Below are 26012 nucleotides of genomic sequence, written 5' to 3' on the forward strand. Positions count from 1 at the left end.
TCCGGTTTACTTAATCTCGACACAAGAATCAGGACGCAAGTCCCAGTGCGCGTTTGACAGGGCCAAAGCTGCGCCGATGGTGTTCGGTCGCGCCGTGTTCGGCCAGTTTTTCCAGATGAAAAGCGGTTGGATACCCTTTGTGTTGGGCAAAACCATATTGTGGATAAACGATGTCCAGCGCCGCCAATTCAGCGTCGCGCGTCACTTTCGCCAGGATAGACGCAGCGCTGATCTCTGGCACACGGCTGTCGCCTTTCACCACTGCCATCGACGGCATCGGCAATTTCGGACAGCGGTTGCCATCAACCAACACATATTCCGGCGCAATATGCAGCCCCGCAACCGCACGCTGCATCGCCAGCATGGTCGCGTGTAGAATATTTAGTTTGTCGATTTCATGAGGTTCCGCGCGGCCCAGACTCCAGCTTAACGCCTTCTCTTTGATCTCTTCGTAGAGCGCCAGACGGCGTTTTTCACTCAGCTTTTTAGAATCATTTAGCCCGACTATCGGGCGCGCCGGGTCGAGGATCACGGCAGCGGTAACGACCGCGCCAACCAACGGCCCGCGCCCAACTTCATCCACACCCGCAACCAGGTTCGTGTGCGGATAGACAAATTCGATCATTGTGCTAACTCCAGAACGGCTTGTGCCGCCTGCTCATCGGCATTGCAGCGGATCTGCTGATGCAGTTCGCGGAAAGTGTCGTGCATCGCATGGCTGGTTTTTCCGTTCGCCAACAGCGGTAACAGCGCCGCAGCCAGTTTTTGCGGCTCACACTCTTCCTGCAATAACTCTTTGACTAACTCTCTGCCCGCCAGCAAATTTGGCAGAGAGACATAATCAGTTTTCACCAGCCGTTTCGCCAGCCAGAAAGTAAAAGGCTTCATGCGATATCCCACTACCATCGGGCATTTCGCCAGCATGCACTCCAGTGCTGCCGTACCCGACGCCAGTAACGCCGCATCGCTGGCGACCATCGCCTCACGGCCCATTCCATCCAGCAGATGAACCGAAAGGTCTGGCGCGACTTCAGCTTTGATGCGTTCAAACTGCTCGCGGCGTTTGGCATTCACCAACGGCACCACGATCTCGAGATCCGGATATGTCTGGCGCAAAAGCAGCGCCGTTTTCAGGAAATCGGCACTAAGCATCTCCACTTCCGCGCCACGACTGCCAGGCAACAACGCCAGACAGTGGGCATCGTGAGAGATCCCCAGCACATCACGGGCGGTGTTTTTATCTGGATCTAACGGCATGGCATCAGCCATGGTGTGGCCGATAAAACGGCACGGCACGTTATATTTGTCGTAAAACGCTTTTTCGAAAGGCAGAAATGCGAGCACCAGATCGGTGGCTCTGCCTATTTTGAAAACGCGTTTCTGTCGCCACGCCCAGACGGACGGACTGACATAATGAATGGTTTTGATACCCTGCTTTTTAAGGTTACCTTCGAGGGTAATATTGAAGTCAGGCGCATCAATGCCAACAAAAACATCTGGCTTCAGTTCGCCAAAACGCTTTGTCAGATCGGCACGAATATGCAGTAAGCGACGCAGACGACCGAGCACTTCCACAATGCCCATCACCGCCAGCTCTTCCATTTCGTACCAGGCTTCGCAGCCTTCGGCCTGCATCCGTGGCCCGGCAACACCAACAAAGCGGGCATTGGGCACACGTTCTTTCAGAGCGCGGATTAAACCGGCCCCCAGGATATCGCCGGAGGTTTCTCCGGCGACCAGGGCAATCGTTAATGGACGCTGTTCAGTCATTAACGAATCAGACCGCGCGTTGAGCGTGCAAAGAAATCGGTAAAAGCTTTCACTTCCGGATACGTTTCCGCAAGTTCAGCAATTTCCGGTTTCACTTCATCGAGCGTTTTACCGCTGCGATAAATCAGCTTATACGCATTGCGGATAGCGGTAATCGCCTCGCGGCTGAATCCGCGGCGCTTCAGCCCTTCGATGTTGACACCGAATGGCGTTGCGTGGTTACCCTGCGCAATGACATAAGGAGGGACGTCCTGCGCCACACCGGAGCAGCCGCCAACCATCACGTGCGCACCAATGATGCAGAACTGATGGACTGCGGTCATGCCGCCGATGATCGCGAAGTCGTCTACCGATACGTGCCCCGCCAGCGTTGCGTTGTTGGCGAGAATACAGCGGTTACCTACCGTACAATCGTGCGCAATGTGCGCGTTGATCATCAGTAAGTTGTCGCTGCCCACCTTCGTCAATCCACCGCCCTGGACTGTGCCACGATGAATGGTGACGCTTTCGCGAATGCGGTTACGATCGCCGATTTCCACGCGGGTCGGTTCGCCAGCATATTTCAGATCCTGGTTAACTTCACCGATGGAGGCGAACTGATAAATCTCATTGTCGCGGCCAATTTTAGTATGACCATTCACGACAACGTGAGATTTCAGTACGGTACCCTCACCAATTTCGACATGGGGTCCAACGATACAAAAAGGACCAATGTGGGCGTTGGCGCCAATCGACGCACCTTCTTCCACAATGGCGGTTGGATGCACAAAGGCGGATTTATCAATCACGTATCAGGCCTCCCGGCTACGAGCACACATCATCGTTGCTTCGCAAACTACTTTACCGTCGACCAGAGCAACCCCTTTAAAACGGGTCAGGCCGCGGCGCGTTTTTTCGAAAGTGACTTCCATGATCATTTGATCGCCAGGCACAACCGGGCGCTTGAAGCGCGCTTCGTCAATACCAGCGAAATAGTACAGCTCGCCCGGTTCCAGTTTTCCTACGCTTTTAAACGCCAGAATACCTGTTGCCTGTGCCATAGCTTCCAGAATCAGCACACCCGGGAAAATCGGTTTTCCAGGAAAATGCCCCTGGAAGAATGGCTCATTGACAGAGACATTTTTTACTGCGCGCAGAAAACGGCCTTCTTCAAAATCCAGCACGCGATCCACCAGTAAGAACGGGAAACGGTGCGGCAGAAGTTCTAAAATCTCTTCAATCTGCAGAGTATGAGTGTTAGTAGTCAAGATACTCTTCCTGTCAAAATATAAGAAACGACAATAATAACACGGCCTGCCGCAATCGTAAGAATGAGACAGGCCGTAAAGTTTGGCGAACAAAAGATGGAACGTTAGTCTTGTTGATTAACCTTGCGCTCAAGCGATTTCAGACGCTTGCTCATATCATCAATGTTCATCACCAGTGCAGCGGTTTTGCGCCAGACTTTGTTGGGTTGCAGCGGAATGCCTGAGGAATAGACGCCTGGTTCAGTGATGGGACGCATCACCATACCCATGCCCGTAACCGTCACTTTGTCGCATATTTCCATATGCCCGTTGATTACGCTGGCTCCGCCGATCATGCAGTAACGACCAATTTTCAGGCTGCCCGCCATAATGACGCCACCGGCAACCGCCGTATTGTCGCCAATCACGACGTTATGTGCAATCTGGCACTGGTTATCAATGATCACACCATTGCCGATCACAGTGTCATCCAGCGCGCCGCGATCGATGGTGGTACACGCGCCGATCTCCACGCGATCGCCAATAATTACGCGACCAATCTGCGGGATCTTCACCCAGTTACCACGATCGTTGGCATAGCCAAAGCCGTCTGCGCCTACCACGGTTCCGGATTGGATCAGGCAATTCTGACCAATCTGGATCTCATGGTAAATCGTCACGTTCGCCCAAAGACGCGAACCTGCACCGATTTTGCTGTTTTTACCAACGAAGCAACCGGCGCCGATAACCACGTTATCGCCCAATTCAACGCCGGACTCAATCACCGCGTTCGCGCCAATCGATACGTTGTTACCCAGCTTCGCCGTTGCGTCGATCACTGCACTCGGTGCAATGTTTTGCGCAGGCTGTGGCGTGGTATCTAAAATTTGCGCCATGCGCGCGTAAGTCAGGTAGGGATTCTTCACTACCAGCGCGGCACTTTTCGCGAAAGGGAGATCGTCCTGGGTCATTACAACCGCAGACGCCTGGCACAAGCCTAAATGTTCACGGTATTTAGGATTAACCATGAACGTGATGTGACCTGTTTGTGCAGATTGCATGGACGCAACGCCGGTGATGACGATATCGCCATCACCGTGTAGTTCTGCATCCAACTGCTGCGCTAAATCAGCCAGTCGAATTGAAGGCATTACTTATTTAACCTGTTTCAGTACGTCAGCAGTGATGTCTTTTACATCGCTGCTGTTGTAAGCAACGGCGTTTGCATCAACAACCAGATCGATGCTCTGGCTGCTGGCAACGGATTTCACAGCAGTCTGGATACGAGTAACCAGTTTACCGCGTTCTTCGTTGGAACGACGCGCGCGATCCTGCTCAAAAGCCTGCGCTTTCTGAGCAAAAGTCTGGCGTTGAGCCATCACGTCTTTTTCCAGCTTAGTGCGATCGCTGCCGGCTTTCATGGACTGCAGCTTTTTCATTTTAGCTTGCAGATCAGTTTCCATACGCTGCAGTTCGCTGGCACGGCCTTTGAACTCATTTTCCAGCGTGTTAGAAACACCGGTTTTCTGTGCTACCTGCTGAAACAGGCTGCCCATATTGACGATTGCAATTTTGTCAGCCGCCTGAGCAGAAGTTGCCAGTGCTAAACCCAGACCTGCCGCTAATAACCACTTTTTCACAATAAACTCCTTACCATCCCATTTGCACCGGAAGGTGCAGTTCTTTGCGTGGCCCGGCGATCTTATCGAGATCGCCTAAAGTCATCGCTACACTACCACTACATTCCTTTGTGGAGAACACTTACCAGGTTTTACCAATGTTAAACTGGAACTGTTCAGCCTTGTCTCCATCGTACTTTTTGAACGGCTGGGCGTAGGAGAACACCAACGGCCCCAATGGGGACATCCATTGTAATGCGATACCCGCAGACATACGGATATTGCCTGGATCACTATAGTCTGGATAATCAGGATATCTACTTGCTTGCCAGTTGGTATCCCAAACCGTACCCATATCCCAGAACAAGGAAGTACGAACTGAGTTAGCATATTTTTCACTAATAAACGGTGTCGGTGTGATCAGCTCAAAGCTGGCAACCGCCATTGCGTTACCACCCACGGCGTCATCAGACTGGCAACCATTACTCTCAGTACACTCTTCGTAATCATCGTACTCATCATTAGAAGAGTGAGCACCCTTTTTATAGACCGCTTTCGGACCAATAGTGTTGGACTGGAAGCCACGCACGGTACTGGAACCACCGGCATAGAAGTTCTCATAGAACGGCATTTCTTTGCCGCCAATACCATCACCATAACCCCAGCGAGTACGCCCCAAGACAACCCATTTATGATCGTCATCGATCGGTACATAAGTCGCAGTGTCTAACGATAATTTGTAGTATTCGTTATCTGAACCAGGAATAGTTACTTTACCAGTCAGGTTTACGCGTGAACCATCTGTCGGGAAATAACCTCGGTCAAGTTTGTTGTATGTCCAGCCGTAGTTAAAGGTGAAATCGTCAGCAGCAAAGCTGTCTTTACCATATTCACCCATTGATTCCAGATAACGATCCATTGCAACCTGTGGCTGCATATTGGACAGTTTGTTATGTACATAACCCAGACCTGCACGCAGCGAGTTGTATTCGTTAACCGGGAAGCCCAACGTTACGTCTGTACCATAACTCTTGTTGGTATAGTCGGACAGGTCGGCGTCATCTGCCTGGAAGTCATTATAGAAGACACGACCGCCAAGGCTTACACCATCTACAGTGAAGTACGGGTTGGTTACCGACAATTCAGCATAGGTCTGGTAATCGTTTTTGGTACCGTTGATACCAACAGCATAACCGGTACCTAACCAGTTATCCTGCTGTACGCCAGCCTGGAAGCTCACACCACTTTCAGTACCGTAACCAATACCAAAGTTGAAGCTACCGGTGTTACGTTCTTTCACCTTGTAGACCACGTCAACCTGGTCCGGGCTACCCGGAACACGTTGGGTATCGGTATCAACCGTTTCAAAGAAGCCCAAACGATTCAGACGTTCTTTACCCTGATCGACCAGATCGCTGCCCAGCCAGGCACCTTCCATCTGGCGCATTTCGCGGCGCAGGACGGCATCTTTCGAGGTGTCGTTACCTTCAAAACGGATCTTACGTACGTAGAAACGGTTACCCGCATCAACGTTCACACGTAATTTAACGGTTTTGTCGGCGTCGTTGATTTCAGGCATCGACTGCACGCGCGGATAGGCATAACCATAGCGACCAAGAAGCTTTTTAATGTCATCTTCCATTTTGGTCACTTTAGTGCCGTTATACAGCTCGCCCGGCTCGATCTTAGTCAACTGCTCAATTTCAGCAGAGTGTCCGGCAAGGTTACCGCTCACTTCAACGCCAGAGAGTTTGTACTGATCGCCTTCGGTAATGTTTACCGTGACGTAGATACCTTTTTTATCTGGAGTCAGACTGACCTGGGTAGAGTCGATGTTGAAACGGGCATAACCGCGATCCAGATAGTAACTGCGCAAGGTTTCAAGGTCGCCCGCCAGTTTCTGTTTCTGATATTTACGATCGCCTACCACGTTCCACCACGGCACTTCGTCACGCAGCTGGAAATGAGAGATCAGTTCGTCGGTGGTGAAAGCATGGTTACCAACAATGTTGATTTGCTGGATTTCAGCTGACACACCTTCCTGGAACACCAGTTTTAGGTCAACACGGTTACGCGGCAGTGGGGTCACGACAGCTTTTACGCTGGCGCTGTATTTACCGACGCTGTAGTAGAAGTCTTCCAGACCTTTCTCGATATCGGCAATGGTAGTGCGATCAAGGGATTCCCCCACTCGCACGCCAGAGGCCTCAAGGTTTTGCTTCAGCATGTCATCTTTCACCGATTTGTTACCGGAGAAAGTGATGCTGGCAATGGTCGGACGTTCTTTTACCTGAACCAGAAGGGTATCACCATCACGAAGGACGCGAACATCCTCAAAGTTGCCGGTAGCAAACAGAGCGCGAATGGTATTACTGATATCTTCATCATTAACCGTGTCGCCTGTGCGCACCGGCATACTGAGGAGGGCCGCACCAACGGCGACACGCTGAAGGCCTTCGAAATGAATGTCTTTCACTACGAACCCTTCAGCACCGTATACGGTGGCGCTGCTAAACAGCAGCGACGCTATGAGCAACTTTTTCATCGCCATCGTTATTATGCGTTCTTCCTAACTAACTCTCATAACCGAGAGAAATCATTGAAAAGTGCAAGCCCCATTAACAGCACCAGCAGAATCGAGCCAATGCGATAACAAAAGTCTTGAACTCGCTCGGATACCGGTCCGCCCTTGATCTTTTCGATCGCAAGGAACAGCAGATGCCCCCCGTCAAGTACGGGCAACGGAAACAGGTTAATTATCCCTAAGTTCACGCTAATAAGCGCAAGGAACGGCAGGTAATAAACAACCCCGAGTTCCGCTGTCATCCCAGCCCCCTTGGCGATAGAGATCGGCCCACTGAGGTTGTTCAGTTTCACATCACCGGTGATCAATTTTCCCAGCATACTGACCGTCAGCTTCATCAATTGCCACGTTTTGTCCGTGGCTTCAACGATGGCGTTGAACGGTCCATACTGGCGTACAACTTTATACTCGTCTGGCAAAGGAATGACTTTCGGCTCAATGCCGGCAAAACCAATCGCTTTACCCTTACCCGGTTTGCTCTCCGGGATTAATGTCAAAGACAAGGGACTCCCCTGCCTTTCGATATCTAACGCTAACGGTTTATCCGGGTTATCCCGGACAAGCATCACAAACGTCAGCCATTGCGTTAATGGCTGACCATCGACTTTAACGATCCTGTCGCCTGCTTGCAAACCTGCCTTACTTGCCGCTGAGTTTGGTGACACATTTTCCAGTACAGGTTCAATTTGCGGCCCTCGAGGGCGAATCCCCAAAGAAGATACCGGATCTTCCTTGTCAGGCTCAAACGCCCAGTTTCGCAAATCAAGCTTTACATCTCGTCGTTGATCGCTGCCAAAAGGTGCCACCGTAAGGATGGTGCTTTCGTCGCCGATTTTGTCAACCAGTTGTAAGCGCACGGCATCCCAATCAGGCGTTTCGATACCATCTACAGCTTTTAGTTCCGTGCCAGGTACAATTTGTGCTTCTGCGGCAATCGAGTTGGCTGATATTTCACCAACAACGGGGCGAACGCCGGGAACACCAATGATAAAAACCAGCCAGTAAGCAAAGATAGCAAAAATGAAGTTTGCAACCGGACCTGCGGCGATTATCGCTGCACGCTGGCCAACAGTTTTATTATTGAAGGCATGGTGGCGAAGTTCCGGAACAACCGGTTCTGCGCGTTCATCCAGCATTTTGACATAACCGCCCAGGGGGATCAGGGCGATGACATATTCGGTGCCGAGTTTGTCAGTGCGGCGCCAGAGCGCCTTACCAAAGCCTATCGAGAAGCGCTCAACGCGAACACCACAGCGCCGGGCAACCCAGAAATGACCAAATTCATGCACGGTGATAAGCACCCCCAGTGCAACGATGAACGAAGCCAAATCCCAGAGAAAACTCAGCATAATACCTTCCGTTAAAGCGTCCTGAATACCAGCAACAACAGGCAAGCAAAGACCGGCACCGCAGCCGTCAGGCTATCAATACGATCTAAAATACCACCGTGTCCTGGAATTAAATGACCGCTGTCCTTAATTCCTGCTTCGCGCTTAAACATGCTCTCAGTTAAGTCGCCGAGCACAGAGGCTAACGCTGCGACAATGGAGCAAATGAGTAAGGTGACGGGTGCGACGTCGAGATTTGCCCACATACTGTAACCCCATGAGATTACCGCTGCGGTCGCGAGTCCGCCAATAAAACCTTGCCAGGTTTTACCCGGAGAAACCTTCGGCGCAAGCTTATGTTTGCCAAATAATTTGCCAAACATATATGCCCCTGAGTCAGCTCCCCAGACCAGGATCATGACATAGAGCAGCCATATCGCGCCACTGTAATGATTCTCGTCATAGTGCCACGCACGTAACGTCAGCATGCCCCAAAAGAAAGGCACAATGGTTAATACACCGAAAATAATGCGTAACGTTTTAGAGTTGCGCCAGATTGCCGCCGAACCGGGGTAAAATAACACCAATAATAACGCAGCCCCCCACCAACCAAGCGAAGCCCAAAGTGAGACTTCAACCAGTGGTTGATGAATATTCCGATGATATTCCGGCAATAGAAAAAGCATCAGCGCCAGCAATAACCCGCACAGCACCGCCAGCCATACCCGCTGCGAGCGAGTGGTAAAACCGCTAAGCTGTCCCCATTCCCACGCCGCCAGCATACAAACTACCAGCGTAACAATGGCGAACCCCACCGGCGGCAGCAAAAACAGTGCCGCGATGACGACGGGTATTAAAACAAAAGCAGATATCAGGCGATACTTCAGCAAAAGCGACCCCCATCAGGCTGTTTCATCACCGGGCTCGGTGCCGCCGAAACGACGCTCTCGATTAGCAAAGGCATTTAGCGCCCCTTCAAAGTCTTGTTCATCGAAATCGGGCCAAAGAACATCTGTAAAGTAAAGTTCGGCATAGGCAATTTGCCAAAGCAAAAAGTTACTAATGCGATGCTCCCCCCCAGTCCTAATTACTAAATCTACAGGGGCCAGTTCATGCATACAGACATGCTGGTTAAGCATCTCTTCATCTATCTGATCCGGTTGCAGGTTTCCTTGCTGCACCTTTTCAGCCAGTTGCCTGACTCCCTGGACAATATCCCAACGTCCACCGTAGTTCGCCGCAATATTCAGCGTCAGACCGGTATTCCCGGCAGTTAACGCTTCAGATTTACGAATACGTTCTTGCAAACGCGAGTTAAAGCGACTGGTATCGCCAATAATACGCAGACGCACGTTATGTCGGTGCAGGCTTTTTACTTCGCTATCAAGCGCCCACACAAACAGTTCCATTAACGCACTGACTTCCTGCGCTGGTCGGTTCCAGTTTTCACTACTAAAGGCATACAGCGTTAACGCCTCAATACCGTTGTTGGCCGCAAAAGAGACAGCCCGGCGGACGGATTTTGCCCCGGCTTTATGCCCAAAGGCACGAATCTTCCCTTGCTTTTTTGCCCAGCGACCATTGCCGTCCATAATGATCGCAACATGGCGACAGCCATGCGCTGGCAATTTTTCGCTAAGTGGTTGAGTAGCAGACAACATCACGCGTTTTTTATTCCCTGACAGGGTTTACGGTACTCAGGAATACTGAAGCCTATACAAAAAAAAGCCGTGTGAAACCACGGCATATCTGACCTTATAAAGCCAACTACTTACGATCAGATGGCGCAGACTATATCACTGAAGCCCTACGCTAACAAATAGCACGACTCTCTGTAGCTGGATTATCCTCAGCTTGCGAGACGCATCACCTCTTTTCTGGCGACCTCACGCGCATTGGCATCGACAGACAACACATCGTCCACACATTGTGGTTCGCGCATATCCATTTTTTCCAGCACGGATAAATTCAACGCGGCGATATCCGTAAAGCGGATTTGTTGCGCAAGAAAGGCTGCAACGGTGATTTCGTTTGCAGCGTTCAATGCGGTCGTCGCTGCCTGGCCTTGTTCGAACGCCTCCATCGCCAGTTTAAGGCATGGATAGCGATCATAATCCGGTGCAGCAAATGTCAACGCGCTCAGTTTGCAAAAATCGAGCGGCTTCACGCCAGAGTTCACGCGATTCGGCCATGCCATGGTGTGGGCAATTGGCGTACGCATGTCGGGTTCCCCCAGTTGTGCCAGAACGCTGCCATCCTGATAACGCACCATCGAGTGAATCACTGACTGCGGGTGAATCAGCACTTCCATCTGGCTGGCGCTGGCGTTAAACAACCAGCGCGCTTCAATGTATTCCAGACCTTTGTTCATCATGGTAGCCGAATCGACGGAAATTTTACGTCCCATCGACCAGTTCGGATGACGGCATGCTTGATCGGGCGTCATTGCTGCCAAATCACGCAAGGGCGTCTCACGGAACGGACCACCAGACCCGGTAAGTAAAATGGACACCACGCCATTTTGCTCAAGGTCAGCGTATCCCAGATTATGCTGGATAGGTTGCGGTAAACTCTGAAAAATGGCGTTGTGTTCGCTATCGACCGGTAATAACTGTGCTTTGCTCTGCTTTACAGCGTCCATAAACAGACGTCCGCAGGTGACCAGTGATTCTTTGTTTGCCAGCAGGATGGTTTTACCGGCTCGGATCGCGGCAAGGGTCGGTAACAGGCCAGCAGCGCCGACAATCGCCGCCATCACCTGATCAACTTCTTCAAGCGCAGCCATATCGCTGGCAGCTTGTTGCCCGCTTAAGACTTCGGTGCGGCTACCCTGTTGCTGTAGCATCGTTTTAAGAAGTTTCGCACTCGCTTCATCGTCCATAACGGCATAACGGGGAGAGAACTCCAGGCACTGTTCTACCATGCGAGTGACATTTTTGCCTGCCACCAGCGCAACTACGCGGAAGTGTTCGGGATTATGGCGCACCACGTCCAGCGTGCTGCAACCAATCGAGCCGGTCGAGCCCAGAATGGTGAGTTGCTTCATGAAACATCCAGAGTTGAGACAAAATAAAAAGCAAAACGCCGCCAGCCGATCCGCAAGGATCTACTGAGCGGCGTTTTTTGTCGTTCAAGAAATCAGAACTGCATCAGTTCTGCTTCTTTATCTGCCAGCGCCGCTTCAATTTTCTTGATTGCAGCATCAGTCAGTTTCTGTACATCGTCCTGAGAACGGCGATCGTCGTCTTCGCTGATCTCTTTTTCTTTCAACAGTGCTTTCACTTTGTCGTTCGCGTCACGACGCACGTTACGTACTGCAACACGCGCCTGTTCAGCTTCACCACGAACGATTTTGGTCAGATCTTTACGACGTTCTTCCGTCAACGGCGGCAGCGGAACACGGATGTCGCTACCTGCTGAGTTCGGGTTCAGGCCGAGATCGGACGCCATAATCGCTTTTTCAACGGCCGGAGACATTGAACGGTCAAACACGTTGATTTTCAGAGTACGGGAATCTTCTACCGTTACGCTTGCCAGCTGACGCAGCGGCGTTGGCGTGCCGTAATATTCCACGACAATGCCATCCAGCAGGCTGGGAGAAGCACGACCCGTGCGTATTTTGCTGATTTGGGTTTTGAACGCTTCAACGCATTTGTCCATGCGTACTTCAGCATCTTTTCTGATATCGCTAATCACGTTACGAATCCTTGAAAACTTGTCTCAGTCAGACCAGACAGTTACACACAGTGGAAGTGTGCTAAGTATAGCCCTGATTAAACATATTACGGGTAATCGTCTGGATTATTAGGCTATTTTATTTGCCATTTTGGCCCCGGGCAGTGCTCGCCATCCTCACGTACTTATGTACGCTCCGGTTGCTGCGCGCTGGCCGTGACCAAACTGCCTGCAACAATAACGCCTTATAACCAGACTTACGCCCCCGCGATACTTATGCGGAATCTTACCCTTATTTATCCATCACGGGAATTATTCCGTGATTAATGTTCCTTCTTTTTCACCCATTACCACACGGCGCAGCGCACCCGGTTTGTTCATGTTGAAAACACGAATCGGTAATTTGTGATCACGAGCCAGCGTAAAGGCCGCCAGGTCCATGACTTTCAGCTCTTTTTCCAGCACTTCGCTGTAAGTAAGCTGCTCATACATCGTTGCTGTTGGATCTTTCGCCGGGTCAGCGGTAAACACGCCGTCAACTTTGGTCGCTTTCAGCACCACATCGGCTTCAATTTCGATACCACGCAGGCACGCTGCGGAGTCAGTGGTAAAGAATGGATTACCAGTACCGGCGGAGAGGATCACCACACGGTTGTTGCGCAACAGACTGATAGCTTCTGCCCAGCTGTAGCTGTCGCATACGCCATTCAATGGAATAGCGGACATCAGACGAGCGTTCACATAGGCGCGGTGCAGTGCATCACGCATTGCCAGACCGTTCATTACGGTAGCCAGCATCCCCATGTGGTCGCCCACAACGCGGTTCATACCCGCTTTCGCCAGACCAGCGCCACGGAACAGGTTACCCCCACCAATCACCACACCAACCTGAATACCCAGTTCAACCAGTTCTTTGATTTCCTGAGCCATGCGATCCAGTATGCTTGCATCAATACCGAAGCCTTCAGTGCCCTGCAGAGCTTCGCCACTCAACTTAAGCAGAATGCGTTTATAGACGGGTTTTGCATTGGTAGCCATGTTTCTTTCCTGAGACTGTCAACGATTGAAATGAATTAATACCAGCGATATTGTACTTCGCTTTTCAGCGCAGCCCCATAAGGGTTAGCTGAATTTACAAGATGGGCGTAAAAAGAAGCCGCCCTCAGGCGGCTCCTTTTCGATAATTAAGACTGCTTGGACATCGCAGCAACTTCTGCTGCAAAGTCAGTCTCAACTTTCTCGATGCCTTCACCAACTTCGAAGCGGATGAAGCCAGTCACTTCAGCGTTATGCTCTTTCAGCAGCTGACCAACAGTTTTTGCCGGTTCCATAACGAACGGCTGACCGGTCAGAGAAACTTCGCCGGTGAATTTCTTCATGCGGCCTTCAACCATTTTCTCTGCGATTTCTTTCGGCTTACCAGACTGCATCGCGATGTCCAGCTGTACCTGGTATTCTTTCTCTACCACTTCAGCGGATACGTCTTCTGGTTTGATGAATTCTGGTTTGCTTGCAGCAACGTGCATAGCGATGTGTTTAACCAGCTCTTCGTCAGCGCCTTTAGCAGCAACCAGAACGCCGATACGCGCACCGTGCTGATAAGAACCCAGAACGTCGCCTTCCAGCGCAGCAACGCGGCGAATGTTGATGTTTTCACCAATTTTCGCTACCAGCGCAACACGTTCTTCTTCGAACTGTGCTTTCAGAACTTCAACGTCAGTGATTTTGCCAGCTACAGCTGCGTCCAGAACTTTGTCTGCAAACGCCTGGAAACCAGCGTCTTTCGCTACGAAGTCAGTCTGGCAGTTAACTTCCAGAATGATACCGTAGTTGCCGTCGATTTTGGTTTTGATCACGCCGTCAGCAGCAACGTTGCCTGCTTTTTTCGCTGCTTTAATAGCACCGGACTTACGCATGTTTTCGATTGCCAGCTCGATGTCGCCGTTAGCTTCAGTCAGTGCTTTTTTGCAATCCATCATGCCTGCGCCAGTACGCTCACGCAGCTCTTTTACCAGGGATGCGGTAATTTCAGCCATTCTAAAATCCTCGGAGATGTGATCTGCCCGGCATTAAACCGCACAGATATAAAAGTGAAAAAGGGGGCCATATGCAGGCCCCCTAACCAAACGTGTACTACCTGGTCTATAAGGGCTCTCCCCCCTTCATATTTCGCGCCGCAGATGCGTTATCTTCGCTCGCTCATCCCGGCCACTTACTGATGTAAGCTCCCGGGAATTCTCGAGCTTGCCGCCTTTCTGCAACTCGAACTATTTTGGGGGAGTTATCAAGCCTTATTACTCAGCTTCTACGAAGCTTTCTTCCGCCTGGGAAGCCAGATCCTGAGAACGGCCTTCACGTACGGTTGCAGCAACAGCGCCCAGGTACAGGGTCACAGCACGGATTGCGTCGTCGTTACCCGGGATAACGAAGTCAACACCGTCCGGATCAGAGTTGGTATCAACGATAGCAAATACCGGAATACCCAGGTTGTTTGCTTCTTTGATAGCAATGTGTTCGTGGTCAGCATCGATTACAAACAGAGCGTCCGGCAGACCGCCCATGTCTTTGATACCGCCCAGGCTGTTTTCCAGTTTCTCCAGCTCACGAGTGCGCATCAGCGCTTCTTTCTTGGTCAGCTTTTCGAAAGTACCGTCCTGAGACTGAGTTTCCAGGTCTTTCAGACGTTTGATGGACTGACGAACGGTTTTCCAGTTAGTCAGCATACCGCCCAGCCAGCGATGGTTCACGAAGAACTGGTCGCAGCTCAGAGCAGCGTCTTTCACCGCTTCGCTTGCAGCGCGTTTAGTACCAACGAAAAGGATTTTACCTTTGCGAGAAGCAATCTTGTTCAGTTCAGCCAGAGCTTCGTTGAACATCGGTACAGTTTTCTCAAGGTTGATGATGTGAACTTTGTTACGCGCACCGAAGATGAACGGCTTCATTTTCGGGTTCCAGTAACGGGTCTGGTGACCAAAGTGAACACCAGCCTTGAGCATGTCGCGCATGGAAACAGTTGCCATGATTAAAACCTCTATATAAAAGTTGGGGTTATGCCTCCACGTATCCCATATTACCGACCCCAAAGGGCACCCCGGAATATGTGCCGATACGTGTGTGTTGTTACACAAAGTGAGATTGTCGCTTCCGTCCAGTCTGTGTATACGAAATGGATCGGAAGTCCGGCGCGCTTTATACCACAAATACGCCGTGGACTCCAATAATTGTTGGCGCTGTGTACAGCATCAGACGATGAATTTTCTATTATAGAAAACGTTCAGTGGCACGTTTGGCGAAATTCAGAATGATTCTCAATTTGCCCGGGTGTGATACCATTGACAGCACTTACATATATATTGTCGGTATCACCGACGCTGATGGACAGAATTAATGGCTATCTCAATCAAGACCCCTGAAGATATCGAAAAAATGCGCGTCGCTGGCCGCCTGGCTGCCGAAGTGCTGGAGATGATCGAACCGTATGTTAAACCGGGCGTCAGCACCGGCGAGCTGGATCGCATCTGTAATGATTACATTGTTAATCAACAACACGCGGTTTCTGCCTGCCTCGGCTATCACGGTTACCCGAAATCCGTTTGCATCTCTATTAATGAAGTGGTGTGCCACGGTATTCCGGACGATGCCAAGCTGCTGAAAGACGGCGATATCGTTAACATTGACGTCACCGTAATTAAAGACGGTTTCCACGGCGACACCTCGAAAATGTTTATCGTCGGTAAGCCAACCATCATGGGCGAACGCCTGTGCCGCATTACGCAAGAGAGCCTGTACCTGGCGCTGCGTATGGTGAAACCAGGCATCAATCTGCGCGAAATCGGTGCAGCGATTCAGAAATTTGTCGAGGCAGAAGGCTTCTCTGTCGTTCGCGAATATTGCGGACATGGTATTGGTCGCGGCTTCCATGAAGAACCGCAAGTACTGCACTATGACTCCCCTGAAACCAACGTCGTGCTGAAACCAGGGATGACCTTCACTATCGAGCCAATGGTCAACGCGGGTAAAAAAGAGATCCGCACCATGAAAGATGGCTGGACGGTAAAAACCAAAGATCGCAGCTTGTCTGCGCAATACGAGCATACTATTGTGGTGACTGATAACGGCTGCGAAATTCTGACGTTACGCAAGGATGACACCATCCCGGCGATAATCTCGCACGACGAATAAGATTAAGACAAACGCAAAAATGCCTGATGCGCTACGCTTTTCAGACCAACCTCTCCATTTGCAAGGAGTTGTAGGCCGGATAAGGTGTTCACGCCGCATCCGGCATGAACAAAGCGCACTTAGTCAACAATCTGGAGCCGGCGAATGCCGGCTTTTTTTATGTGATAATTTAATCTTATGGGTGGCGCACGATGAATACCCTTCCAGAACAGTACGCAAACACCGCTCTCCCCACCCTTCCCGGTCAACCGCAAAACCCGGGCGTCTGGCCCCGTGACGAATTAACCGTGTGCGGGATAAAAGCCCATATCGATACCTTCCAGCGTTGGCTGGGCGATGCCTTTGATAGCGGGATCTCCGCAGAGCAATTAATTGAAGCGCGCACTGAGTTTATCGACCAACTCCTGCAACGGTTATGGATTGAAGCGGGATTCAGCCAGATTGCCGATCTGGCACTGGTCGCCGTCGGTGGCTATGGTCGTGGCGAGCTGCATCCGCTTTCAGACGTCGATTTACTGATCTTAAGCCGCAAGAAACTTCCGGACGAGCAGGCGCAAAAAGTGGGCGAGTTGTTAACGTTACTCTGGGATGTGAAGCTGGAAGTCGGCCATAGCGTGCGCACGCTTGAAGAGTGCATGCTGGAAGGATTATCAGATTTAACCGTCGCCACTAACCTGATCGAGTCCCGCTTGTTAATTGGCGATGTTGCGCTATTTCTCGAACTGCAAAAGCATATTTTCAGCGAAGGATTCTGGCCGTCAGATAAATTTTACGCGGCGAAAGTTGAAGAACAAAACCAGCGCCACCAGCGTTATCACGGCACCAGCTACAATCTTGAACCAGACATCAAAAGTAGCCCCGGCGGCTTGCGTGATATCCACACCTTGCAGTGGGTTGCCCGCCGCCATTTTGGCGCAACATCGCTGGATGAAATGGTCGGATTTGGCTTCTTAACGTCTGCGGAACGTGCAGAATTAAATGAGTGTTTGCATATTCTCTGGCGAATTCGCTTTGCCCTGCATTTGGTGGTCAACCGTTACGATAATCGCCTGTTATTTGATCGCCAGCTTAGTGTTGCCCAACGCCTGAATTACGGTGGCGAAGGTAACGAGCCAGTTGAACAGATGATGAAGGATTATTTTCGCGTTACGCGCCGCGTTAGCGAACTTAACCATATGCTATTGCAACTGTTCGACGAGGCTATCCTCGCCCTCCCGGCCGACGAAAAACCGCGACCAATCGACGATGAATTTCAGCTACGCGGCACGCTTATCGATCTGCGCGATGAAACGCTGTTTATGCGCCAGCCAGAAGCGATATTACGCATGTTCTATACGATGGTGCGCAATAGCACGATCACCGGTATATACTCCACCACGCTGCGCCAGTTACGTCATGCCCGTCGCCATCTGCAACAACCACTGTGCAATATTCCGCAAGCGCGAAAGCTATTTTTGAGCATTCTGCGCCACCCAGGTTCGGTGCGTCGTGGACTGTTACCGATGCATCGCCATAGCGTGCTCGGTGCCTATATGCCGCAATGGTCGCATATCGTCGGGCAGATGCAGTTTGACCTGTTCCACGCCTACACGGTGGATGAACATACTATTCGCGTGATGTTGAAACTGGAGAGTTTTGCCAGTGAAGAAACGCGCCAGCGCCATCCGTTGTGCGTGGATGTCTGGCCGCGATTGCCGTCACCTGAGCTTATCTTTATCGCCGCACTGTTTCACGATATCGCCAAAGGGCGCGGCGGCGACCACTCTATACTCGGCGCTCAAGACGTGGTGCATTTTGCTGAACTCCACGGGCTGAACTCGCGCGAAACGCAACTCGTAGCCTGGCTGGTTCGCCAGCACTTGTTGATGTCGGTCACCGCCCAGCGCCGCGATATTCAGGACCCGGAAGTCATCAAACAATTTGCCGAAGAAGTGCAAACGGAAACCCGGCTGCGTTATCTGGTATGCCTGACAGTGGCCGATATTTGCGCCACCAACGAAACGCTGTGGAATAGCTGGAAGCAAAGTCTGTTGCGCGAACTCTATTTCGCCACCGAAAAACAGCTACGACGCGGGATGCAAAACACACCGGATATGCGCGAACGGGTTCGCCATCACCAGCTTCAGGCACTGGCGCTACTGCGTATGGACAATATCGACGAAGAGGCGCTGCATCAGATTTGGTCACGCTGCCGCGCTAACTATTTTGTCCGCCATAGCCCAAATCAACTGGCCTGGCATGCGCGCCATTTATTACAGCATGATTTAAGCAAGCCGCTGGTATTGCTTAGTCCGCAAGCTACACGCGGCGGAACGGAGATATTTATCTGGAGCCCGGACCGCCCCTATCTGTTTGCTGCCGTGTGTGCCGAATTAGACCGCCGCAATTTAAGCGTTCATGACGCGCAAATTTTCACGACCCGCGACGGTATGGCGATGGATACCTTCATTGTGCTGGAGCCGGATGGCAGCCCGCTATCCGCAGATCGTCATGAAGTCATTCGTTTTGGGCTGGAGCAGGTGCTGACACAAAGCAGCTGGCAGCCACCGCAGCCGCGTCGTCAACCGGCCAAACTACGTCACTTTACTGTTGAAACCGAAGTGACATTTTTGCCGACCCATACCGACCGAAAATCATTCCTCGAATTGATTGCGCTTGATCAGCCAGGCTTACTGGCGAGAGTGGGGAAAATTTTTGCCGATCTGGGAATTTCGCTTCATGGCGCCCGAATTACAACCATTGGCGAGCGAGTAGAAGATTTATTCATAATCGCCACCGCCGACCGACGTGCACTTAATAACGAGTTGCAGCAGGAAGTGCATCAGCGGTTGACAGAGGCCCTCAATCCAAACGATAAAGGGTGATGTGTTTACTGATATGAAAAGAGTTTAACAATGCAGCAGTTACAGAACATTATTGAAACCGCTTTTGAACGCCGTGCCGAGATCACGCCAGCTAATGCAGACACCGTTACCCGCGAAGCGGTAAATCAGGTGATCGCCCTGCTTGATTCCGGCGCACTGCGTGTTGCGGAAAAAATCAACGGTCAATGGGTGACGCATCAGTGGTTGAAAAAAGCGGTGCTGCTCTCTTTCCGTATTAATGATAATCAGGTGATCGAAGGGGCAGAAAGCCGCTACTTCGATAAAGTGCCGATGAAATTCGCTAACTACGATGAAGCGCGTTTCCAGAAAGAAGGTTTCCGCGTTGTACCACCAGCAGCAGTGCGTCAGGGTGCATTTATCGCCCGTAACACCGTGCTGATGCCGTCTTACGTCAACATTGGCGCATACGTTGATGAAGGTACAATGGTTGATACCTGGGCGACGGTTGGTTCCTGTGCGCAGATTGGTAAAAACGTCCACCTGTCTGGTGGTGTAGGCATTGGTGGCGTGCTGGAACCGCTGCAGGCTAACCCGACCATTATTGAAGATAACTGCTTCATCGGCGCACGTTCTGAAGTCGTTGAGGGCGTGATTGTCGAAGAAGGCTCCGTCATTTCCATGGGCGTATACATTGGTCAGAGCACCCGTATTTACGACCGTGAAACCGGCGAAATCCACTACGGTCGCGTACCGGCAGGTTCTGTGGTTGTTTCCGGCAACCTGCCGTCGAAAGATGGCAAATACAGCCTTTATTGTGCAGTTATCGTTAAGAAAGTTGACGCGAAAACTCGCGGCAAAGTCGGTATTAACGAACTGCTGCGTACCATCGACTAAAAGTATGCAAACGGGCAGCACGATGCTGCCCAGTTTTTTTGCAGGGATGGATGATGATCACACGCAGGCGTTTTTTACAGGCTGCCGCCGCAACGTTAGCCGTCGGATCATGCTTTAGCTATATACATTATTGGGAACCCGGCTGGCTTGAATTAACCCGGCAACGCATCTCCTTTTTTAAGGATAAAGACCGCCCCTTCAAAATTCTTTTTCTTGCCGATCTCCATTACTCTCGTTTCGTGCCACTCACCTTAATTTCTGAAGCCATTACTCTTGGCATAGCGCAAAAGCCTGATTTGATTTTGCTGGGTGGCGATTACGTCTTATTTGATATGCCGCTGAATTTTTCGGCGTTCAGTGACGTACTCTCCCCCCTCGCCGAATGTGCGCCGACGTTTGCCTGTTTCGGCAACCACGATCGGCCCGTCGGCACGCAGAAGAATCGCTTCATTGGCGAGGCGCTGAAATCGGCGGGGATCACGGTGTTGTTTAACGAAGCCACGGTAATTACCACTCGAAAGCGGCGATTTGAACTGGTAGGCACCGGTGATTTATGGGCCGGACAATGTAAACCACCGCGCGCAAATGAAGCCAACATGCCCAGGCTGGTGCTGGCGCATAATCCCGACAGTAAAGAAGTCATGCGTGATGAAACGTGGGATTTGATGCTGTGTGGTCACACTCACGGCGGTCAGTTGCGTATTCCGTTGGTTGGCGAACCTTTTGCACCGGTTGAAGATAAACGCTACGTCGCCGGGTTAAACGCGTTTGGCGAGCGACAAATCTACACAACCCGCGGCGTGGGAAGTTTGTATGGCTTGCGGCTCAACTGCCGCCCGGAAGTGACGCTACTGGAGCTTGTGTAAAATTCTATCGCCAGAATAAAGCAGGTAATTTTTTAAATTTTACGCCATGATAGAAGTCTGGAAAAAAGGCTTTCTGCGATCGCCGTCGAGCCGGGCAGGCCAGAGAAAATGCTAAAATAAGCACAATTTACTGACTCATTTTGAGGTAACGCTATGTACGACAATCTGAAAAGTCTGGGTATTACCAATCCTGAAGAAATTGATCGTTACAGCCTCCGGCAGGAAGCCAACAACGATATTCTGAAAATCTATTTTCAGAAAGACAAAGGCGAGTTTTTCGCTAAGAGCGTGAAGTTTAAATATCCGCGTCAGCGTAAAACAGTGGTCGCCGATGGTGTGGGTCAGGGTTATAAAGAAGTGCAGGAGATCAGCCCGAATCTGCGTTATATCATTGATGAGCTTGATCAAATCTGCCAGCGTGACCGCAGCGAAGTTGATCTTAAACGCAAGATCCTCGACGATTTGCGTCATCTGGAGTCGGTAGTGACCAATAAGATCAGCGAGATTGAAGCGGATCTGGAAAAACTGACGCGTAAATAATCCCGAATTGACGGTTAGCTCGGGCTGTCCCCTCTCCCCTTCGGGGAAAGGGTGAGGGGACCAAGCCAGCGCCGCTTCGACCTTAACGCATAACCTACCGCTCTTCATCCAGTTGCAACGCAACATACAGCAGCAACCTGTCATCAAAATTGCCCAAATCCAGCCCGGTCAGTTCCGATATACGATTAAGCCTATACTCCAACGTATTACGATGGATAAACAGCGCCTTTGACGTTGCCAGCGGCTGCACATTATGGCGAAACCACGCTGCCAGCGTCCGTCGTAGCAAGCCATTATTATCCATCGCTTTTAGCCGTGCCAGAGGACGAGCCAGTTCGTTGGCTTGCCAGTCGCCACGTAAACTGTCGAGTAATACTGGCAGCATCAGATCCTGATAAAAATAGCAGCGATTTTCTGGCATCCGCTGCTTGCCTACCATCATCGTTGTTTTCGCCGTACGATAAGAACGCGCAATACTGCCAGCACCAGTAAAATAATTGCCCAGTGACACGCGAAAACGCAGCTGGCCATACTCCTTCATACGAGTAATAAGTTGCTCTACTCGCTTACGATGGTCTTCCGCATCCCAGCGCCCAAACGTATTCAACGCCGGTTTCAGCACCACCATTTCAGTTAGCGAGACTATCGCCACCAGATTATTGCGTTCCGGCGTGGTGAGTGCATTTTGCAGTTGCTGTAGTTCTGCCATCGCGCTGTCCACGCCAAGCTGGCCGCTGTCAACCTCAACAATGGCCACCACGCGGGGCTGATTGAGATCGATGCCCAGTCGTTGCGCCCATTCGGTTAACGCTGGCGTATTTTCTTCAGCCTGAATCAGATGCATGACTAACTCTTCACGCAGTCGGCTATCCTGCGCCAGCAGGTGCATCAACCGCGACTGTTCCAGCATCATCTCCGCCGTCATACAGACCAGTTCGCCATATTTGCGCAAATGCTCCGGTTCACCGGTCAGGCCAATAACGCCGACAATCTCGCCTTCCAGCCGTAACGGCAGGTTAATCCCCTGACGTACACCATGCAGATGGCGCGCCACCGCATCATCGATATCGACCACCCGCCCCTGCGATAGTACCAGTAGTGCACCTTCGTGCAATTCACCAATACGCTCACGATCGCCGCTGCCGATAATTCGCCCGCGAGCATCCATTACGTTGATATTGGTATCGATGATGCGCATGGTGCGCGCCACGATATCCTGCGCCATTTTGGTATCAAGATGCCAGCCAGCCATAAGCCCTCCGTTATGCACGGTTTAGCATAAGGAAGTAAGCAACGCACGGCATTGTGCAAATGCACAAAGGACGACGGAGAAATATGGAGTTGTGGAGGGGGTCACAAATTGAAAAGAGAACCCCTTCCCGTTTGCAGGAAGGGGTTGAGGGAGATTACTGCATTAACAGGTAGATGGTGCTATCACCGCGCTGAATGTTCAGCGCCAGCACTGACGGCTTGCTGTCGAGAACTTTACGCAGTTCAGCGATGTTTTTCACTGCCTGCTGGTTCGCGCCAATAATCACATCACCTTTTTTCAGGCCAATCTGCGCAGCCGGAGTGCCGGTTTTCACGTTGTTCACGACCACGCCCTGATCTTTGCCTTTATTGCTCATTTCAGCGCCTTCAATGCCGTTGAAGATAGAGCTGGAATCAACTTGATTCTGGCTGCTCTGCTGCAGTTCCAGATTCACGTTGACCTGCTTACCATCGCGCAGCAAGCCCAGGGTCAGTTTGCTGCCCACTGGCATAGTACCCACCTGAGCACGCAACGCGGCAAAGCTGCTGATCGGCTTACCGTTCAGTGAGGTGATCACATCACCCGCTTTAATGCCCGCTTTTGCAGCGGAGGAATTCGGCAGAACCTGGCTTACGAAAGCGCCACGCTGGGCGTCAACTTTCATCGCTTTCGCCAGTTCAGAGTTCAGCTCGGTCCCCATAATGCCCAGCTCACCGCGTTTCACCTGGCCGTATTCCACCATCTGCGAGGTCAGGTTTTTCACCATGTTGCTCGGGATAGCAAAACCGATACCGATGTTACCGCCGTCTGGTGCAAGGATCGCGGTGTTAATACCGATCAGTTCACCGTTCAGGTTAACCAGCGCACCACCAGAGTTACCCCGGTTGATTGCTGCATCCGTCTGGATGAAGTTTTCGTAGTTTTCGGCGTTCAGACCGCTACGGCCCAGTGCAGAGACGATACCGGAAGTTACCGTCTCGCCCAGACCAAACGGGTTACCGATAGCGACGGTGTAATCACCCACGCGCAGCGCATCGGAATCCGCCATCTTAATCGCAGTCAGGTTTTTCGGATTCTGGATCTGGATCAGCGCGATATCAGAGCGCGGATCTTTGCCGACCATCTTCGCGTCGAACTTACGGCCATCGCTCAGTTGAACTTTAATGACCGTCGCGTTATCGACAACGTGGTTGTTAGTCACGACATAGCCTTTATCGGCATCAATGATGACGCCAGAACCCAGCGCCATGAATTTTTGTTGCTGGCCACCGCCGTTACCACCTTGTCCACCGCCCTGACAGAACGGAGAGCTCAGGAACGGAGAACCTTCCTGGCAGAACGGGGAATCATCACCAAAGAACTGCTGGAAATTACGCGGCATACGCGGCGTATTAACGGTTGTGCTACCTTCTACGTTAATGCTGACCACTGAAGGCATCACCTTTTCGAGCATCGGTGCAAGGCTTGGCATCTGCTGGGCTGTCGTTGCCGAAGAAGTCTCAGCCGCCGTTGCAGAGAGCGGAGATAACGCCAAACCTAAACTCAGAGCCAGTGCACTCAGTGCTAATGTGGTTTTTTTCATGTATTTCAGTCTCGATTAACAGATAACGCAAAATTGCTGTGTTCTTCAGATTCGTTTTATAGCGCGAAGTTCCGAACTAAAGTTTCTGCAAAAAGTAAAAATTTATTGTCCGTCTTTACAAAAGCCTGGTTATTGTTCTACGGCCATCAGACGTCGGTATTCGTCCCACGCATAAAGGTCTGTCATACCGCTGATATAATCCTGTAACAGCCGGCAGCGGTAATAATATTCCCATAGCGGAAACTCAGGAGAATCTGACGGTAATTTACTGACAGCCTCAACATAGGCCAACCGATGGCGCGTTGAGAGCTTATGGAATAAACGCGTTTCAATGGGGAAACGTTTCACACGTTCTTTTTCAACAAGTTCGATGAAGTCTGATAACGACATGTTTAACAACGGTCGATAAATCTCTAATAAACCGCTAATCACTCGGTAGCCCTGCAATTCAAGCTGCTCGACATCTGGATGGCTAAACACATGTTTTACAGCGACATTTTTATATAATTTCAGCAACTGGCTACATTCACTGGCATCTTCTAACAGTGCATGATTAAAGGTTCCGGCAAAAATTTCAGGTAAGTTATCAATAAATCGTTGTGCCGCATACGGCACCAGTTTATTTAAGGTATTTACGCGTAAATACATAAAAAACTGATCTTCCGTACTACGACTTAAGCTATTTGAGCGCGATTTTTCCCAGGCATTTTCTACCACCTGCGCAAACAGCGAACCGTTCTCGTGCTGGCCCCACGCTTCATGCAGATGATGATAAAGTTGTTCAACGGTAAATATTCTTTTTTCCACCGCATCTTCAAGGTCGGCCACACAATAAGATATATCGTCGGCAGCTTCCATAATCCACGTTAATGGAAAGCGACTGTAAAGCGCTAAATTAAGTTCTTTACGTAAACGCGCAATATAGAATTCTTCAGAAAGGTAGTAGCCCGGCTTTTTCATTAAATAGTCGTGAGTCTCAGGCGTTTCACCACGCCACCACGCCGGACGGGTATATTTTAAAATACCGCCAACCTGAGCCCAGGTAAGATTCATCCGCATCAATGTATGCACCAGACGAATACCTTGTGCATTACCCTCAAAATGACACAAGTCCTGACGAATTTTTCGCCGCAGATCGTTGAGCGACTCCTCCCCCTCCCTCAATCGCAACGCTGCCACGCTACAGCGATCGTCGGTCAGAGGCTGGCTTTCGGCATCTGCCGGGTATAAACGCTGGCGAAACCAGTCATTAATGGCTGCCTCGCCAAAATGACCAAACGGCGGATTTCCTATGTCATGCATCAGACACGACATTTCGACAATGCTTTCAAACGGCCCGGTCAACTCGTCCAGACCGTAAGCCACCAGCAATTTAAGCTCTTTCAGGCGGCTTAAAATCTCTTTAGCGATATAACGCCCCACCTGCTGAACTTCCATAGAATGGGTAAGACGCGTGCGCACGGCGGCATTGCGCTCAAGTGGGAAGACCTGGGTCTTTTGTTGCAGACGGCGAATCGCCGGGGAGTTGATAATACGCCCGCGGTCGCTCTCGAAGATCCGCAGGATCTCATGTTCAGTTTTAACGCCCTGCGGTGAACGATAACGACGATGCCAGTTTATTTTATTTCGGAAATCAATCTGTGCCATGTCCTCTCCCGCGTGAGAAATA

23 protein-coding genes are annotated in these 26012 nt (G+C 50.9%); 5 read left to right on the forward strand and 18 right to left on the reverse strand.

What is annotated here, in order from left to right; genetic code table 11:
- Positions 1-28: 28 nt before the first annotated feature.
- The 15 genes from rnhB to rpsB form a co-directional block, all read right to left on the reverse strand.
- The gene (gene rnhB / locus A9180_RS00335; protein WP_064524984.1) at positions 29-625 is read right to left on the reverse strand and encodes a ribonuclease HII; all 597 of its coding nucleotides are present in this window, start codon (positions 623-625) and stop codon (positions 29-31) included.
- Positions 622-1770 (reverse strand): lipid-A-disaccharide synthase, encoded by a 1149-nt coding sequence (gene lpxB / locus A9180_RS00340; RefSeq protein ID WP_064524987.1) that lies wholly within the window; start codon positions 1768-1770, stop codon positions 622-624. Before lpxB ends, rnhB begins: the two co-directional genes overlap by 4 nt.
- Entirely contained in the window at positions 1770-2558 is a 789-nt protein-coding gene (gene lpxA / locus A9180_RS00345) for an acyl-ACP--UDP-N-acetylglucosamine O-acyltransferase (RefSeq protein WP_000565966.1), read from the reverse strand. Before lpxA ends, lpxB begins: the two co-directional genes overlap by 1 nt.
- Positions 2559-2561: 3 nt before the next feature.
- Positions 2562-3017 (reverse strand): 3-hydroxyacyl-ACP dehydratase FabZ, encoded by a 456-nt coding sequence (gene fabZ, locus A9180_RS00350; RefSeq protein ID WP_000210739.1) that lies wholly within the window; start codon positions 3015-3017, stop codon positions 2562-2564.
- A 104-nt stretch (positions 3018-3121) separates the two neighbouring features.
- Entirely contained in the window at positions 3122-4147 is a 1026-nt protein-coding gene (gene lpxD, locus A9180_RS00355) for a UDP-3-O-(3-hydroxymyristoyl)glucosamine N-acyltransferase (protein ID WP_064524990.1), read from the reverse strand.
- Positions 4148-4150: 3 nt separating this feature from the next.
- The gene (skp, locus tag A9180_RS00360) at positions 4151-4636 is read right to left on the reverse strand and encodes a molecular chaperone Skp (protein WP_000758958.1); all 486 of its coding nucleotides are present in this window, start codon (positions 4634-4636) and stop codon (positions 4151-4153) included.
- Positions 4637-4757: 121 nt separating this feature from the next.
- Positions 4758-7166, reverse strand: a complete 2409-nt coding sequence (gene bamA, locus A9180_RS00365) for an outer membrane protein assembly factor BamA (RefSeq protein ID WP_064524992.1) — start codon at positions 7164-7166, stop codon at positions 4758-4760.
- A 29-nt stretch (positions 7167-7195) separates the two neighbouring features.
- Positions 7196-8548, reverse strand: coding sequence for a sigma E protease regulator RseP (gene rseP, locus A9180_RS00370; protein ID WP_064524996.1), 1353 nt, complete (start codon positions 8546-8548; stop codon positions 7196-7198).
- Positions 8549-8559: 11 nt separating this feature from the next.
- Positions 8560-9417 carry a phosphatidate cytidylyltransferase gene (gene cdsA / locus A9180_RS00375; protein WP_064524999.1) on the reverse strand — a complete coding sequence of 286 codons (858 nt, stop codon included), beginning with the start codon at positions 9415-9417 and terminating at the stop codon, positions 8560-8562.
- A 12-nt stretch (positions 9418-9429) separates the two neighbouring features.
- Complete coding sequence (gene ispU / locus A9180_RS00380) at positions 9430-10188, reverse strand: (2E,6E)-farnesyl-diphosphate-specific ditrans,polycis-undecaprenyl-diphosphate synthase (RefSeq protein WP_001295562.1); 759 nt, start codon at positions 10186-10188, stop codon at positions 9430-9432.
- 188 nt (positions 10189-10376) lie between these two features.
- A complete protein-coding gene (gene ispC, locus A9180_RS00385; RefSeq protein WP_064525002.1) occupies positions 10377-11573 on the reverse strand; it encodes a 1-deoxy-D-xylulose-5-phosphate reductoisomerase in 1197 nt (398 codons plus the stop codon).
- A gap of 92 nt (positions 11574-11665) precedes the next feature.
- On the reverse strand, positions 11666-12223 hold the full coding sequence (gene frr / locus A9180_RS00390) for a ribosome recycling factor (RefSeq protein ID WP_000622419.1): 558 nt from the start codon (positions 12221-12223) through the stop codon (positions 11666-11668).
- 291 nt (positions 12224-12514) lie between these two features.
- Positions 12515-13240, reverse strand: a complete 726-nt coding sequence (pyrH, locus tag A9180_RS00395; protein ID WP_000224573.1) for a UMP kinase — start codon at positions 13238-13240, stop codon at positions 12515-12517.
- A gap of 146 nt (positions 13241-13386) precedes the next feature.
- The gene (tsf, locus tag A9180_RS00400) at positions 13387-14238 is read right to left on the reverse strand and encodes a translation elongation factor Ts (RefSeq protein ID WP_000818112.1); all 852 of its coding nucleotides are present in this window, start codon (positions 14236-14238) and stop codon (positions 13387-13389) included.
- Positions 14239-14496: 258 nt separating this feature from the next.
- Positions 14497-15222, reverse strand: a complete 726-nt coding sequence (gene rpsB / locus A9180_RS00405) for a 30S ribosomal protein S2 (protein ID WP_000246884.1) — start codon at positions 15220-15222, stop codon at positions 14497-14499.
- 367 nt (positions 15223-15589) lie between these two features.
- On the opposite strand from rpsB, the gene map reads away from it, so the two are divergent.
- From map to A9180_RS00430, 5 genes are all read left to right on the forward strand, one after another.
- Positions 15590-16384, forward strand: a complete 795-nt coding sequence (gene map, locus A9180_RS00410; protein WP_001018205.1) for a type I methionyl aminopeptidase — start codon at positions 15590-15592, stop codon at positions 16382-16384.
- Between the two features lie 191 nt (positions 16385-16575).
- The gene (gene glnD / locus A9180_RS00415) at positions 16576-19248 is read left to right on the forward strand and encodes a bifunctional uridylyltransferase/uridylyl-removing protein GlnD (protein WP_064525008.1); all 2673 of its coding nucleotides are present in this window, start codon (positions 16576-16578) and stop codon (positions 19246-19248) included.
- Between the two features lie 30 nt (positions 19249-19278).
- Positions 19279-20103, forward strand: a complete 825-nt coding sequence (gene dapD / locus A9180_RS00420) for a 2,3,4,5-tetrahydropyridine-2,6-dicarboxylate N-succinyltransferase (RefSeq protein WP_064525011.1) — start codon at positions 19279-19281, stop codon at positions 20101-20103.
- 53 nt (positions 20104-20156) lie between these two features.
- Complete coding sequence (yaeI, locus tag A9180_RS00425; protein ID WP_064525014.1) at positions 20157-20969, forward strand: phosphodiesterase YaeI; 813 nt, start codon at positions 20157-20159, stop codon at positions 20967-20969.
- Positions 20970-21122: 153 nt separating this feature from the next.
- Positions 21123-21509 (forward strand): DUF3461 family protein, encoded by a 387-nt coding sequence (locus A9180_RS00430; protein ID WP_000272188.1) that lies wholly within the window; start codon positions 21123-21125, stop codon positions 21507-21509.
- A gap of 94 nt (positions 21510-21603) precedes the next feature.
- Here the strand turns inward: A9180_RS00430 and cdaR are convergent, their stop codons facing one another.
- From cdaR to dgt, 3 genes are all read right to left on the reverse strand, one after another.
- Positions 21604-22761, reverse strand: a complete 1158-nt coding sequence (cdaR, locus tag A9180_RS00435) for a DNA-binding transcriptional regulator CdaR (RefSeq protein WP_064525018.1) — start codon at positions 22759-22761, stop codon at positions 21604-21606.
- Positions 22762-22915: 154 nt separating this feature from the next.
- Entirely contained in the window at positions 22916-24343 is a 1428-nt protein-coding gene (gene degP / locus A9180_RS00440) for a serine endoprotease DegP (protein WP_064525021.1), read from the reverse strand.
- 129 nt (positions 24344-24472) lie between these two features.
- Complete coding sequence (dgt, locus tag A9180_RS00445) at positions 24473-25990, reverse strand: dGTPase (RefSeq protein ID WP_064525025.1); 1518 nt, start codon at positions 25988-25990, stop codon at positions 24473-24475.
- Positions 25991-26012: the final 22 nt, after the last annotated feature.

This window comes from Escherichia sp. B1147 (assembly GCF_001660175.1).
GTDB classification, from domain to species: Bacteria; Pseudomonadota; Gammaproteobacteria; order Enterobacterales; family Enterobacteriaceae; genus Escherichia; species Escherichia whittamii.